16 protein-coding genes are annotated in these 13,366 nt (G+C 37.0%); 15 read left to right on the top strand and 1 reads right to left on the bottom strand.

What is annotated here, in order from left to right; translation table 11 throughout:
• The first annotated feature begins 94 nt into the window (after positions 1-94).
• From ACIP9C_RS15145 to ACIP9C_RS15135, 3 genes are all read left to right on the top strand, one after another.
• Complete coding sequence (locus ACIP9C_RS15145) at positions 95-1,015, top strand: hypothetical protein (RefSeq protein WP_401011927.1); 921 nt, start codon at positions 95-97, stop codon at positions 1,013-1,015.
• Positions 1,016-1,161: 146 nt separating this feature from the next.
• Positions 1,162-2,139: a thymidylate synthase gene (locus tag ACIP9C_RS15140; protein WP_401011926.1), complete on the top strand. Its 978-nt coding sequence runs from the start codon at positions 1,162-1,164 to the stop codon at positions 2,137-2,139.
• 136 nt (positions 2,140-2,275) lie between these two features.
• Complete coding sequence (locus tag ACIP9C_RS15135) at positions 2,276-2,488, top strand: hypothetical protein (RefSeq protein ID WP_401011924.1); 213 nt, start codon at positions 2,276-2,278, stop codon at positions 2,486-2,488.
• Between the two features lie 25 nt (positions 2,489-2,513).
• On the opposite strand, the gene ACIP9C_RS15130 is transcribed toward ACIP9C_RS15135, so the two are convergent.
• Positions 2,514-3,056 (bottom strand): hypothetical protein, encoded by a 543-nt coding sequence (locus tag ACIP9C_RS15130; protein ID WP_401011922.1) that lies wholly within the window; start codon positions 3,054-3,056, stop codon positions 2,514-2,516.
• A gap of 273 nt (positions 3,057-3,329) precedes the next feature.
• Here ACIP9C_RS15130 and ACIP9C_RS15125 point away from each other — a divergent pair, with 273 nt between their 5' ends.
• The 12 genes from ACIP9C_RS15125 to ACIP9C_RS15070 all read left to right on the top strand — a co-directional run bounded on the left by ACIP9C_RS15125 (position 3,330) and on the right by ACIP9C_RS15070 (position 13,341).
• On the top strand, positions 3,330-3,536 hold the full coding sequence (locus tag ACIP9C_RS15125; protein ID WP_172771652.1) for a thymidylate synthase: 207 nt from the start codon (positions 3,330-3,332) through the stop codon (positions 3,534-3,536).
• A gap of 127 nt (positions 3,537-3,663) precedes the next feature.
• Positions 3,664-4,074 carry an Rrf2 family transcriptional regulator gene (locus ACIP9C_RS15120; RefSeq protein WP_401011920.1) on the top strand — a complete coding sequence of 137 codons (411 nt, stop codon included), beginning with the start codon at positions 3,664-3,666 and terminating at the stop codon, positions 4,072-4,074.
• Positions 4,075-4,149: 75 nt separating this feature from the next.
• Positions 4,150-4,779, top strand: coding sequence for an NAD(P)-dependent oxidoreductase (locus tag ACIP9C_RS15115; RefSeq protein ID WP_401011919.1), 630 nt, complete (start codon positions 4,150-4,152; stop codon positions 4,777-4,779).
• A gap of 151 nt (positions 4,780-4,930) precedes the next feature.
• Positions 4,931-6,349, top strand: coding sequence for an aspartate ammonia-lyase (gene aspA, locus ACIP9C_RS15110; protein ID WP_401011917.1), 1,419 nt, complete (start codon positions 4,931-4,933; stop codon positions 6,347-6,349).
• A gap of 264 nt (positions 6,350-6,613) precedes the next feature.
• Complete coding sequence (locus ACIP9C_RS15105) at positions 6,614-7,861, top strand: methyl-accepting chemotaxis protein (RefSeq protein ID WP_401011915.1); 1,248 nt, start codon at positions 6,614-6,616, stop codon at positions 7,859-7,861.
• Positions 7,862-8,298: 437 nt separating this feature from the next.
• Entirely contained in the window at positions 8,299-8,601 is a 303-nt protein-coding gene (ureA, locus tag ACIP9C_RS15100) for an urease subunit gamma (RefSeq protein ID WP_340824373.1), read from the top strand.
• Positions 8,602-8,615: 14 nt separating this feature from the next.
• Positions 8,616-8,984, top strand: a complete 369-nt coding sequence (locus ACIP9C_RS15095; RefSeq protein WP_401011912.1) for an urease subunit beta — start codon at positions 8,616-8,618, stop codon at positions 8,982-8,984.
• The gene (gene ureC, locus ACIP9C_RS15090) at positions 8,981-10,696 is read left to right on the top strand and encodes an urease subunit alpha (RefSeq protein WP_401011910.1); all 1,716 of its coding nucleotides are present in this window, start codon (positions 8,981-8,983) and stop codon (positions 10,694-10,696) included. The genes ACIP9C_RS15095 and ureC overlap by 4 nt, the downstream gene beginning before the upstream one ends.
• Before the next feature lie 70 nt (positions 10,697-10,766).
• Positions 10,767-11,213, top strand: coding sequence for an urease accessory protein UreE (locus ACIP9C_RS15085; RefSeq protein ID WP_340824375.1), 447 nt, complete (start codon positions 10,767-10,769; stop codon positions 11,211-11,213).
• Positions 11,155-11,895, top strand: coding sequence for an urease accessory protein UreF (locus ACIP9C_RS15080; protein ID WP_401011908.1), 741 nt, complete (start codon positions 11,155-11,157; stop codon positions 11,893-11,895). The genes ACIP9C_RS15085 and ACIP9C_RS15080 overlap by 59 nt, the downstream gene beginning before the upstream one ends.
• 17 nt (positions 11,896-11,912) lie before the next feature.
• The gene (ureG, locus tag ACIP9C_RS15075; RefSeq protein WP_401011906.1) at positions 11,913-12,542 is read left to right on the top strand and encodes an urease accessory protein UreG; all 630 of its coding nucleotides are present in this window, start codon (positions 11,913-11,915) and stop codon (positions 12,540-12,542) included.
• On the top strand, positions 12,535-13,341 hold the full coding sequence (locus tag ACIP9C_RS15070; RefSeq protein ID WP_401011904.1) for an urease accessory protein UreD: 807 nt from the start codon (positions 12,535-12,537) through the stop codon (positions 13,339-13,341). Before ureG ends, ACIP9C_RS15070 begins: the two co-directional genes overlap by 8 nt.
• Positions 13,342-13,366 lie beyond the last annotated feature (25 nt).

Here is a 13,366-nt window from a genome sequence, read left to right as displayed (position 1 = left end):
AACCACTATCATTTTTTCGGAATAACGAAATAGTCTTTTCGGTAAAAGCTGTGATAATGTGAATCTAGCTTATGAGAAGGAAAGGGGAGCCTGCATGAAAAAAAGTGTGCTAACACTAATCCTATTTTTCCTAGTCGCCATCTCTATATATCCGATGACAACAATCGCTAAAACTATTGTTAAAAATCCTGTTGAAGTGGATATCTGCATCATAGGAAGTGACAATCATTTTGTTTACAAGATTCCTAAACAGTTACATAACAATACGCAATATAATGAAATGAAAAATGATATTGAAGCCTCCTTAGCTAGTCATTGGAAAGTGGAAAGTGCTCATTTTGAAACTAATCAATCTAATGTAGCCTATACATTTTTTATCGGGGATTTGTTTCAAGAGAAACAAGATGGTCAATTGAAATTATCAATCCCCTATCGCACATTAGTAGGGATGTTTAGTGAAGATGAGACTATACAATTACGTATTATGGCAAGTAAATTAGCAAATTGGCAAGTAAATGCTAAAGAATGGTCAACATTTGGATTTGACCAGCCGCTAACATTTTTGAGTGAGCGAGAATACGTCTATAATGGTGCAGTTAACGAACTGTTACAGCAGCGAGTTGCACATTTCGATGGGGCAATTGCAAAACAACAAATGATCTTACGTAGTATTATGTATTTTAGCTTTATTATCGTTCAAATTTTCACATGCTTGTTTTTATCTAAACGTTTAAAAAAGCGAATTATTCAGCATCCAGAAAATATGCATCAATTTAGAAAACTAAACTATTTATATCAACTCATTCCGTTATTAATTGTCATTGCACAAATTGCATTTTTAGTGATGTCTGGATTACTGACAGCATTTGGCCTCTTTTTTAGCCCTGGCATCGATTTATTATTTATTGTTGGACCTATTCTTGTATCAATTATACTGTTACCGATGTTTTTCGTTGCAACGGAAAATGAAATTTCTAAAGAATTACACGATAAAACGTTGGGTTCAGACATGTAATTGACCTTTAAATGAAGATGAAAAACAAATAACAGTAGATTCTAATGTAGATGTTGATTTGTAGTTTGTTTTTCTATTTGGGCGTCCATTTATCAACATTAGATGGTATAATGTTCAACAGCATATTTGAAGGAGCTGGTGACAAATTGACGCATCCAGAAACTGCGTATTTAAATTTACTACAACATATATTAGAAAATGGTGTCAAAAAGGAAGACCGTACTGGTACAGGCACATACAGTGTTTTTGGCTATCAAATGCGCTTTGATTTAAGTAAGGGTTTTCCACTTTTAACGACAAAGCGAGTACCATTTAAACTTGTAGCAAGCGAGCTTCTTTGGTTTATTAAAGGCGATACTAATATCCGCTACTTATTGCAAAATAATAATCATATATGGGATGAGTGGGCATTTAAAAAATGGGTAGAATCTGATGAATACCGTGGTCCTGATATGACTGATTTTGGTCGTCGTTGTCTAACGGATGAAGCGTTTAATGCGGTATATCAAGCTGAGCTGGCATCGTTTTGTGACCGCGTTATCAAGGATGATGATTTTGCGAAGAAATACGGGGACCTTGGTAATGTCTATGGCAAGCAATGGCGTAATTGGACAACATCAAATGGGGAAAGTCTTGATCAATTACAAGATGTCATTCACCAAATTAAACATAATCCAGATTCACGACGTATTATTGTGAATGCTTGGAATCCAGAAGATGTCATTAATGCAGGTGCAAAGGGCAGTAAAGCTGCTTTGCCACCTTGTCATGTAATGTTTCAATTTTATGTAGCAGAAGGTAAGTTAAGCTGCCAATTAATGCAAAGAAGCCTAGATACATTGCTTGGGTGTCCATTCAATATTGCATCCTATGCATTACTAACACATTTAATTGCCCATGAATGTGGGCTTGAAGTTGGCGAATTTATTCACAGTATTGGCGATGCACATATTTATGCAAATCATATCGAGCAAGTGAAAGAACAGCTCTCGCGTGAGCCACGGGAACTACCAACCTTGAAAATAAACTCAAATAAAACGTCAATATTCGATATAGAACTTGAGGATTTATCGATCGAAGGCTATAACCCACATCCAGCAATTAAAGCACCCATTGCGGTATAAAAGCGAGCAGTAACCATTGTGGTTGCTGCTCTTTTTAACTTTTCTTTTGTAAGAAATAGGTAATAAGTTGGATGGTAACACGACAAAACGTCTATTATAGTATTTATGGTATTAATAGGAATATTTAGGGGTGGCTATGTTGCTAGAAAAAGCAGAGCTTCAAACGACAACGAAAGCAAAACGTTGTCACTTGAGAGAAAATAGACAATGGGACGCTTTAATCCAAACAGAACAGCAAATTGAACAAGCATGCGCAATCATTCATAAGACATTAACAGAACAGCAATTAGAGGAAATGATGCAAGTTATAGAGGAAATCCGCCTTAATGGTTATAACATAAAAATGTAAGCGCCTTCGATAGATGAATAAAAAGCTATTGCCTTATCTCTTGTCCGATTTTATCATAAAAAGTAAAAATGGCAGGAAACGTATCTACTGCATCAGGAGGTAGTTTAAATGTTTTCATAAATGGTGTAGAAGTATCAACTTCGATTTCTTTTTCAAAATTCATCCAGTTTGTTGTCAATTTAATTTTGGCAACATTGCTGTCTAATTCGTGTACATATAGTGTGCCATAGTTGCCTTTGTTGGTTTTATATTGTCGATAGGTTTCTGAGGGATCTGTTGCTAAATAAATAAATTTAAGTTTGCCATTCCACCCTTTATTAAAACGTGCATGACCATACTTACTATCATTTATTTTCAACTGGACTAACCACATATTTGTTTCTTCTATTCGTTCAAAATGCATGATTTGTATGCTACTGTCGATAAATTCCTCTATAAAATCTTTCACTGTCGTTTCGGATGATTTTAGATGATAGTCGTTATAATAAGCATTTCCGTAAATGAAAAGTCCTAATAATAGTAATGGTGAAAATGAGCATATTACAATTAATATAAATTTGATTTTCATGCTAAATATCCTCCTATTTTATAGAAAATACTTTTACTTATTTTTTTATAATTTATCATTTAATTATGAAAAAAAAAAAGAGGAAACCAATATAAAAAAATTATTTTAGTCTTTTTTTCAGCTAGTCAGTCCAGTAAATTTACAGAAGCTACGACACATGCAAAAGTAATATTTTAATAAAAGCCTTCCCTAGGCGAGTATAGAGACTCAACTTAATTAACGCTATAAATCCAAGCACCTTCTAAGCTATAATGGCTAAGGAGGTGTTTTTAAATGAACGTATTTTTTATTGAAACGATTTCAGGGATGGAACTTTTACATATAGTGTCACATGATGTGGCTGGTATACTCGCTGCAGCTCAAGGTGAGAGCGTGACATTTCCTGTTGGTCATTTTAAATATGAATTTCATAACTTAGATTTTTATGAAGAGAATGGGCAAATTCAACAAGAGCTCGTTATTTATGTGTCAAAAATATAAGAGGGGTACATGTTAGATTTCTCAACATGTATTGTGTTCAGTAAGAATGAACAGGTTATGATAAGAGCAAAATACTTGTGATTATCTCAACCTGTAACTATAATAGTTACAACAGGTGGTGATTCATATGGTGAACAGTCGATTTTCGGTCGCAATCCATATACTTTCGCTCATTGCAACAACATCTGATAATAGCATGCTGACATCTGACTTTATTGCTGGTAGCGTGAATACAAATCCGGTAGTTGTGCGGCGTATGATTAGTGTATTAAAAAAAGCAGGGTTATTAACATCCCAATCCGGCGTTGCTGGCTATCGTCTCGTAATTGAACCGCAGAATTTGTCTTTACTAGCTATCTATCAAGCGATTGAAGGACCTGAGCAAATTTTTGCAATTCATGATGAGCCAAATCCAGCATGTGCGGTTGGTCGAAAAATTCAGCACACGTTAGAAGCCGTTTATTTAGATGTTTGGCATGCAATGGAAAAACAGTTACAAGCACAAACTTTACAAGATGTGCTAGATCAACTTCGTTAATGTAAAACGAGGTCGGTCTTACTGTGATTAACCTGTAACTAAAATGGTTACAATTCTATTGAGGAGGAATTTAAAATGAAAATAGGCGTTATTGGAGCAACAGGGAAAGCGGGACAAAAAATAGTTGAGGAAGCATTGCAACGTGGCCATGAAGTTACTGCCATCGTTCGTTCAGCTTCTAAAGTAAAAGAAGACATTAAGGTGATTGAGAAGGATGTATTGGAATTAACACAAGAGGACATTAAGGATTTTGATGTTGTTGTTAATGCATTTGGAGCGACTTTCGGACAAGAGGAGTTACATGTGAGAGTAGGACGTCATTTGATTGATATTTTCAAAGGCATTGCAACAAAATTATTTGTTGTCGGTGGCGCAGGAAGCTTATTTGTTGATCCAGAGAAAACAGTTCGTGTTATGGATACACCAGATTTTCCGGAAATGTTCTTTGCAACTGCAAAAAATCAAGGTGAAAACTTAACTGATTTACAAGCATCAAGTATTACGTGGACATTTTTAAGTCCATCTGCAATGTTTGATCCAGAAGGTCCACGAACAGGGCACTATACTACAGGAAATGATCATCTACTCTTAAATGCGTCGGGTGAAAGTTATGTCAGCTACAGTGATTTTGCCATTGCCGTTTTAGATGAAATTGAAAATCCGCAAAATATTAATAAACGTTTTACCGTTTCTTCAACGAAATAATAATGCTACCGAGCGTGCGAATTGCGCTCGGTTTTTATTGATTATCGTTAAAATTGAAAAAAACTTTCGATTTATGGTGAACTGACTGTTTACAAGACGGCATTTATTAGCTACTATCAGTGTGAGTATTACTTCAAAGGAGACGACAATAATGTCCACACAACGTATAGAAAAAGATTTTTTAGGTGAACGAGTATTACCAGCAGAAGCTTATTATGGGATTCAAACGCTTCGCGCAACAGAAAACTTCCCGATTACAGGTTACACAATTCATCCAGCCCTTATAAAAGCAATGGGAATAGTTAAGAAAGCTGCTGCACTAGGTAATATGGAAGTACACCTATTATCAAAAGAGATTGGAGAGGCAATTGTCGAGGCTGCACAAGAAGTCATCGATGGTAAATGGGATGCAGAGTTTCTTGTAGACCCAATCCAAGGTGGTGCAGGCACTTCTATTAATATGAATGCTAACGAAGTTATTGCGAACCGTGCACTTGAAATTTTGGGTAAAGCAAAAGGCGAATACCAAACGATTAGCCCAAATAGTCATGTTAATATGTCACAATCAACAAATGATGCCTTCCCAACAGCTATTCATATCGCTGTTTTAAATTTAATAGATGAACTTCTTGTTACTATGGAAAATATGCAAGCTGTATTCCATCAAAAAGCAGAGCAATTTGCCCATGTCATTAAAATGGGACGTACGCATTTACAAGATGCTGTACCGATCCGTTTAGGACAAGAGTTTGAAGCATATTGCCGTGTAATTAACCGTGATATTGTCCGTATTCGACAAACGCGTCCAAACTTATATGATGTAAACATGGGTGCAACGGCTGTTGGTACAGGGTTAAATGCATTCCCAGATTATATTAAATCTGTAGATGAGCATCTTGCTGAAATTTCTGGCTTACCATTAAAAGGTGCTACACATTTAGTAGATGCTACGCAAAATACAGATGCATATACTGAAGTATCCGGTTCACTTAAAATTTGTATGATTAATATGTCTAAAATTGCTAATGACTTACGTTTAATGGCATCTGGTCCCCGTGCAGGTTTAGGTGAAATCATTTTACCAGCACGCCAACCTGGATCATCCATTATGCCTGGTAAAGTTAACCCTGTTATGCCAGAGGTGCTAAATCAAGTAGCATTCCAAGTAATTGGTAATGACCATACGATTTCTTTAGCATCTGAAGCTGGTCAATTAGAGTTAAACGTTATGGAACCTGTGCTTGTCTTTAACCTAATTCAATCTATTAGCATTATGAATAATGTTTTCCGTGCATTTACTGAAAACTGCTTAAAAGATATTGAAGCAAATGAAGAGCGCATGAAAGAGTATGTAGAGAAAAGTGTTGGGGTCTTAACTGCAGTGAACCCACATATTGGCTATGAAGTAGCAGCACGTCTTGCACGTGAAGCGATTCTTTCAGGACGTTCGATTCGTGAGCTTTGTATTGAAGCGGGTGTTTTAACGAAAGAACAATTAGATTTAATTTTAGATCCATATGAAATGACACACCCAGGTATCGCTGGTTCTAGTATGATGAAATTAAAATAATTTTTTAGAGTACTTTGCTATATATTTAGTACTTAAAGTGTCGACAGAAGGCATCAGGAGTGAACTCTTGATGCCTTTTGTCTTTTATATTTCTTTAAAAGACTTAATAAAGAGCGTCTTTTACAAACGGGTGAGTAGAAATTAAATGTCTTTGTCTCTTTATTCTTTTCCCTTGAATATAAAGTAGGCGTTTTTCTGTGAATATTAGGATAAATCGACTATAATAATGGTATTATAGTAATATTATAGTTGGGGGAATTTAGTATGAGTTTACGAAGAAAAAGCATTATCGGTTTTTCTGTTTTAAATTTAATTATGATTATTGTATTAATTATTGATTTGGCAAATTTAACATCATTAGCTTGGCTTTCTACAATTTTAACAATCGTTGGTATCTCGATTACTTTGTCTTATATGTTCTATGTCAAATATAAAGTAATTTTACCGATTAACCAATTATCAAATGCTGCAAAAGCGATTACAGTAGGTGAATTTGATTCAATTACAATTGCCACACATGACAATAGTGAGATTTCAGAGTTAGCTATAGCCTTTCTTGAGATGAAAGAACAACTTCATACGATGACGCAAACAATTGCCAACAGCTCGACCGATTTATCTGCAAGCATAGAGGAACTTTCAGCAAGTACAAATGAAATTACGATAGCTGTAAAAGAGGTTGACCATCAAATGGAGAAAACGTCAACTGGTCTAAAACAAGCTGCACAATCTGCTAATGAAAGTGCTATTGCCATGCAGCAAACGGTAGATGGAATTGAACATATTACCACTGCAACACAAGGTGTTTACGACCATGCTAAAGAAGCGAATGATATAGCAGGAAACGGAGCAGAAATATTGCATGTAGCGAAAAAACAAATGGAATTTATTTCAACTTCTACTGATAAAACGAGTGGATTAATGCAACAATTAACAAATAAAATGACAGATATTAAAGCCATGACAGAAATGATTACAACAATTACCGATCAAACGAATTTACTGGCATTGAATGCTGCGATAGAAGCTGCACGTGCTGGTGAACATGGCAAAGGCTTTGCTGTAGTTGCAGAGGAAGTTCGTCATTTAGCAGAGCAATCCAAACATTCGGCTACTCAGATTGTTGACCTAGTAGTAGGTATTGAAAGTGATACGAAGCAAGTAGCTGTAGCTGTTGAGGAAGATTTAAAAAATGTCCAACAGGGTGTTTATGTTATTGATGAAGCGACAAAATCTTTTGGTAATATTTCAAATCATGTGAGTCAAATGACTAATCAACTCGAAGATATTTCGACTACTGCAAAACAATTGTCGGGAAGCGCCAATGAGGTAGCAACATTAGTAACCAACATTGCAGGTGGCATGGATAGATTATCTAACTATACGGAAGCTGTGTTACAATCTATGGATGAGCAAACGGCCTCTATGCAAGCAGTCAATCAAGTTTCTCAGGAATTAACGATTCAGGCTGATGACTTGCAAAAGGTTACAAATCGATTTCAAGTAATTTAACCCTAGCAAGAGGGATTTATGGGGTCAATAAATGCTTCTTTAAAATAAAAAAATAAGTTTACTAATATACCTTTTTTAACGTTTCTATGTTCGAATATAGCAGGCTATTTTGCAAAAGTAATTTATTTTTGTGAAATAGTCTCTTTTTTTTACTTTTTATTCAGAAAACTTGTAAGTTCACAGACAAATAAAAATGTTGAATTTTTTAATATAGTTTCTTATAATGGACTAACTGTTACCTCTTCTTAACACACTTCAACTATTGCAACCCGCTCTCGCCGGGTCAACAAGTCATTTCTATAACCTTCGCAAATCCCAGCGAAATCATAACTTATATGAAAAAACAAAAAACTAAATTGTAAGAAATTGAAAGACTGAATTATATCGAGAATCATTATAGAAAGATAATTCTGAATTTTGGAAAGAGAGAGATTGGATTGAAGCTATCACAAGTAGAACAAGAAAAACTACTCCTCCATGTGGCAGGAGAACTTGCGCTGAAAAGAAAAGCGCGTGGATTAAAACTGAATTATCCAGAGGCTGTAGCGCTCATTAGTAGTTTTATTATGGAAGGCGCTAGAGATGGAAAAACAGTTGCACAATTAATGAGTGAAGCGAAACATGTTCTAACTGCAGAAGACGTTATGGAAGGTGTGGGTGACATGATTTCCGATGTGCAAGTAGAGTGTACATTCCCAGACGGAACAAAGCTTGTTACTGTACACCGTCCAATTCAGTAAAGGAGGAATTGATAATGATTCCTGGAGAAATCAGACCAAAAGATGATGTTATCGAAATAAATGTAGGAAGAGCAACAAAAAAAGTACTTGTGTCGAATACGGGAGACCGTCCGATACAAGTAGGCTCCCATTTTCATTTTATTGAAGTCAATAGATTTCTAGAGTTTAACCGAGAAGATGCGATTGGAATGCATCTTCATATTCCATCAGGTACAGCAGTTCGATTTGAACCTGGCGAAGAAAAAGAAGTGGAGCTTGTTGAGTTTGGAGGCAAACAGCATGTTTTTGGATTGAACATGCTAACGGAAGGCTCTACTCATCATAAGGATGAAATATTAGATAAGGCAATTGAAGGTGGCTTTAAAGGAGCGGAAGAAAAATGAAGGTAACGCATGAAGCTTACGCGAAAATGTTTGGTCCAACAGTAGGAGATAAGGTTCGGCTGGCCGATACAGATTTATGGATTGAAATCGAGAAGGACTATACAACGTACGGGGATGAAGGCGTATTTGGTGGTGGTAAATCACTGCGTGTCTCAATGGGACAAAACGGAAAGAATACGCGAAATGAAGGAGTGCTTGACACAGTAATAACGAACGTCATTATCATTGATTATACTGGGATTGTGAAAGCTGATATTGGAATAAAAGATGGGCGAATTATTGGCATTGGCAAAGCAGGCAATCCGAACAGTATGGACGGCGTCGATCAGGATATGATTATTGGCGTTGGTACAGAGGTTTATGCGGGTGAAGGTCTTATCGCAACGGCTGGCGCTATCGACACGCATATTCATTTCATTAGTCCAGATCAAGTAGAAACAGCGTTATTAGCAGGGACAACAACTTTTATTGGTGGAGGTACAGGTCCCGCTGCTGGTTCTAAGGCGACAAGCTTAACTGCTGGTGAATGGCATCTTCATCGCATGCTACAAGCTGTAGAAGGTTTTCCGATAAACGTTGGATTACTTGGCAAAGGTAGTGCATCTGATCCGGAGCCAATTATTGAGCAAGTTCGTGCTGGGGCGATTGGTATGAAAATACATGAGGACTGGGGTGCAACACCCGCAGCACTTGATCAAAGTTTAACAGTTGCTGATGAATATGATATTCAGGTGGCATTACATTCAGATACATTAAATGAAGCCGGATTCGTAGAAGATACGATTAAAGCTATTGATGGTCGTGTTATTCACATTTTCCATACGGAAGGTGCAGGTGGTGGTCATGCGCCAGACCAATTAGTAATGGCATCATTACCTAATATATTGCCAGCATCTACCAATCCGACAAAACCGTTTACAACGAATACGATTGATGAGCATTTAGATATGTTAATGGTCTGTCATCATTTGAAGCATGATGTACCAGAAGACGTGGCGTTTGCCGATTCTCGTATTCGTCCAGAAACAATTGCTGCAGAAGATATTATGCAAGATTTAGGGATTTTAAGTATTATGTCTTCCGATTCACAAGCGATGGGTCGTGTTGGTGAAGTGACAATACGAACGTTCCAAACGGCAGACAAAATGAAGAAACAGCGTGGTGCTTTACCGCAGGATGAAGGGAAAGATCACGATAATTACCGCGTCAAGCGCTATATGGCTAAGCTCAATATTAACCCAGCGATTGCACATGGAATTAGTCATGAAGTAGGCTCATTAGAAGAAGGCAAGCTAGCGGACATCGTACTTTGGGATCCAGCGTTCTTTGGCGTCAAAGCAGAAGTTGTCATAAAAAGTGGTATTGCAGTTTACGGTATTACAGGTGATCCGAATGCGTCAATTCCTACACCGCAGCCTATGAAAGGACGTCGGACGTTTGGCTTCTATGGACAAGGCCCTCAAAATTGTGGCATGACATTTTTACCAAACATTGCAGTAGAGGAAGGATTACCGGAAAAATTAGGTTTAAAACGTATGATAGGGACAGTGAAGAATTGCCGAAACATTAGTAAGGCTGATATGAAGCTTAATAATGCTACACCGAAAATTGATGTGAATCCGGAAACATATGAAGTGAAAATTGATGGTGAATTAGCTACATGTGAACCAGTTGATGTTTTGCCAATGGCACAACGATATTTCTTATTTTAAGAAAAAAATAGAGAGTGTGTAACAGGAACAGAGGAACAGTCAAATAAATCGATGAAGAGGTGCAACATAGATGTTAATTGAAAAAATTATCGGCAATATTGCTAATGAAGAAGAACATTCACATAAAACAACAGAGTGGATAGAGCTTGAGTGGGAGGAATTAAGCAAACGTATCCTTCGAACAGAAACAGATAAAGGCACGGATATTGCTTTACGTTTAGAAGGTGACGAGCCATTACAATATGGTGACTTATTATTTGAGGATGATAGCCGTCGCATTGCGATTCGTACCAAACTCGAACCAGTTATCGTCATTTCACCGAAGGATATGTATGAGATGGGGAAATCTGCATTTGAATTAGGCAATCGCCATACACCTTGCTTAATTGAACATAATGAAATCATCGTACGAGCTGATCATACGATTAATCCATTATTAGATGAAATAGGAGTGAACTATGAAACGACAGAACGACGATTTAAACAACCATTCAAATACCGCGGACACGCTCACTGATTTTTCGTTATTGCGACTATTACAAATTCATGATTCTGCATTTCCAATAGGCTCTTATACTCATTCATATGGGATGGAAACGTATATTCAGGAAGATGTGATTCGCACAAAGGAACAATTAATAGATTATTGTAAGTCGTATTTATTTCATAATTTAGTGAATGGTGACGCCTTAATTATTCAGAATGCGTTTCATGCAGCAAAAGTAAGAGATGGTGCTCGCCTCACAGAGTTAGACGAACTTTGCGGCGCTATCAAACTAGCAAAAGAATCAAGAGATGCTAGTGTCAATGTTGGCAAGCAATTTATACGAACAGTGGCACCTCTTTTGGACAGCCCTTTATTATTGCAATGGCAAGAAAAGATAGCCAAAGAAGAAGTGCAAGGCCATTACGCAGTTCTTTATGCGATTTATAGTGAAGCACTTGGTGTAGATGTCTATCATGCAGTGATGACTTATATGTATGCATCCATTAGCGGATTAGTACAAAATGCTGTTCGTGCTGTGCCATTCGGACAAAATACAGGTGTACAAGCATTAAATAAACTTCTTGTTTTTATAGAGGAAGCTGCGGAAAAGGTCATGACCTTAACGATAGATGACCTCTCTAATAATGCTTTAGGTATTGAGCTAGCATCGATGAAACATGAATTTTTATTTTCAAGATTATTTATTTCATAGAAAGAGAGTGGATATAAATGACTCCAATTCGAATTGGTATAGGAGGCCCAGTTGGCTCTGGGAAAACATCTTTAGTAGATCAATTAACACGTGCAATGCATGAAAAATACAATGTTGCAGTAATCACAAATGATATTTATACAAGAGAGGATGCCCAGTATTTAATTACAAATGGTGTTCTAGAAGAGGACCGTATTATCGGAGTAGAAACAGGCGGATGCCCGCATACAGCTATTCGTGAAGATGCGTCGATGAACTTTTCTGCAATTGATGACTTGAATAAACGCTTTGAAGATTTAGATATTATTTTCATTGAAAGTGGTGGAGATAATTTATCTGCTACATTTAGCCCAGAACTTGTTCATGGCTATATTTACGTAATTGATGTGGCTGAAGGACAAGATATACCTCGTAAAGGTGGACCAGCATTAACACGTTCGGATTTACTGCTAATCAATAAAACATCACTGGCACCTCATGTTGGTGTAGACCTAGAGATCATGGACCAAGATGTGAAAAAAATGCGTGCGGGACGTCCATATATTTTTGCAGACGTTCGTTCTCAAACAAATGTCGACAAGGTTGTTGAATGGATTCAGCATCACATGTTACTTGAAGGCGCCGAAGCAGCTGACGTGAATGCTTAATCAAGGAAAAGTGAATCATTATGGCAAATTAGAGATGGCATTTGAGCCAAGAAGGGGCTATACACGACTTGTTCATGTATACCAGCAGCCGCCATTGAAGGCAAGCAGAGAATTGTATGCTGACAATAAGCCAACTGCCACAGTTTTTATAATGGAATCATCTGGTGGCATGGTAGCGGGTGACCGAAATGAAATCTCTATAAAACTTGCACCAGATAGTCAAGTAAAATTAAAACAACAATCCGCTCTAAAAATTTATCCTTCTCACAATGGTGAACAATGCACACAGGAAACTACGGTGGAAATAGCAGAAGGGGCAAGATTAGAATGGCTACCTGAGGTGACCATTCCTTTTGAACGAGCGAAATTTCAGGTGAATACAACGATTCGCATGGCAGAGAACGCTACATTAATATGGGGTGAAATTATTGCACCAGGTCGAGAAATGCGAGGAGAAATCTTTGATTATCAATCCTTCCAATCCAAATACAAAATATTTGTTGAGGAAGCGCTAATTGCATTTGATTCATTCCATTTTAAACCTCAGGAAATGAACCTTTCTACGATTGGTCTGTTAGAGATGGCATATTATATCGGTTCGTTATGGATTGTATCTCCACAAGTTGAGAATCTCAATATACGAGAATTACAGGAAATGATTCAACAGGAGAGTTCAATTCAGGCAAGTGTTACAAAATTAACAGATCATGCAATCCATTGTAGATGGCTTTCAAAAGAGCAGCGAACACTTCACAAAGAAATCAATCGCATGTTTGAACATGTGGCAACAATACTTTAAATTTCTGTGGTGATGAAGGAGATAG

Origin of the sequence: Lysinibacillus sp. NPDC093210, from assembly GCF_044753985.1 — a bacterium.
Lineage (GTDB): Bacteria > Bacillota > Bacilli > Bacillales_A > Planococcaceae > Lysinibacillus.
Note: the sequence above shows the minus strand (reverse complement) of the source record. Positions and strands in the feature narration are given on the sequence as shown.

Excerpts from the sequence above, each read along its gene's own strand:
- ACIP9C_RS15145 (WP_401011927.1), top strand. The coding sequence starts at position 95 with ATGAAAAAAAGTGTGCTAACACTAATCCTATTTTTCCTAGTCGCCATC.
- ACIP9C_RS15115 (WP_401011919.1), top strand. The coding sequence starts at position 4,150 with ATGAAAATAGGCGTTATTGGAGCAACAGGGAAAGCGGGACAAAAAATA.
- ACIP9C_RS15130 (WP_401011922.1), bottom strand. The coding sequence starts at position 3,056 with ATGAAAATCAAATTTATATTAATTGTAATATGCTCATTTTCACCATTA.
- ACIP9C_RS15080 (WP_401011908.1), top strand. The coding sequence starts at position 11,155 with ATGAAACGACAGAACGACGATTTAAACAACCATTCAAATACCGCGGAC.
- ACIP9C_RS15135 (WP_401011924.1), top strand. The coding sequence starts at position 2,276 with ATGTTGCTAGAAAAAGCAGAGCTTCAAACGACAACGAAAGCAAAACGT.
- ACIP9C_RS15125 (WP_172771652.1), top strand. The coding sequence starts at position 3,330 with ATGAACGTATTTTTTATTGAAACGATTTCAGGGATGGAACTTTTACAT.
- ureC (WP_401011910.1), top strand. The coding sequence starts at position 8,981 with ATGAAGGTAACGCATGAAGCTTACGCGAAAATGTTTGGTCCAACAGTA.
- ACIP9C_RS15085 (WP_340824375.1), top strand. The coding sequence starts at position 10,767 with ATGTTAATTGAAAAAATTATCGGCAATATTGCTAATGAAGAAGAACAT.
- ACIP9C_RS15120 (WP_401011920.1), top strand. The coding sequence starts at position 3,664 with ATGGTGAACAGTCGATTTTCGGTCGCAATCCATATACTTTCGCTCATT.
- ACIP9C_RS15095 (WP_401011912.1), top strand. The coding sequence starts at position 8,616 with ATGATTCCTGGAGAAATCAGACCAAAAGATGATGTTATCGAAATAAAT.
- ureG (WP_401011906.1), top strand. The coding sequence starts at position 11,913 with ATGACTCCAATTCGAATTGGTATAGGAGGCCCAGTTGGCTCTGGGAAA.
- aspA (WP_401011917.1), top strand. The coding sequence starts at position 4,931 with ATGTCCACACAACGTATAGAAAAAGATTTTTTAGGTGAACGAGTATTA.
- ACIP9C_RS15070 (WP_401011904.1), top strand. The coding sequence starts at position 12,535 with ATGCTTAATCAAGGAAAAGTGAATCATTATGGCAAATTAGAGATGGCA.
- ACIP9C_RS15105 (WP_401011915.1), top strand. The coding sequence starts at position 6,614 with ATGAGTTTACGAAGAAAAAGCATTATCGGTTTTTCTGTTTTAAATTTA.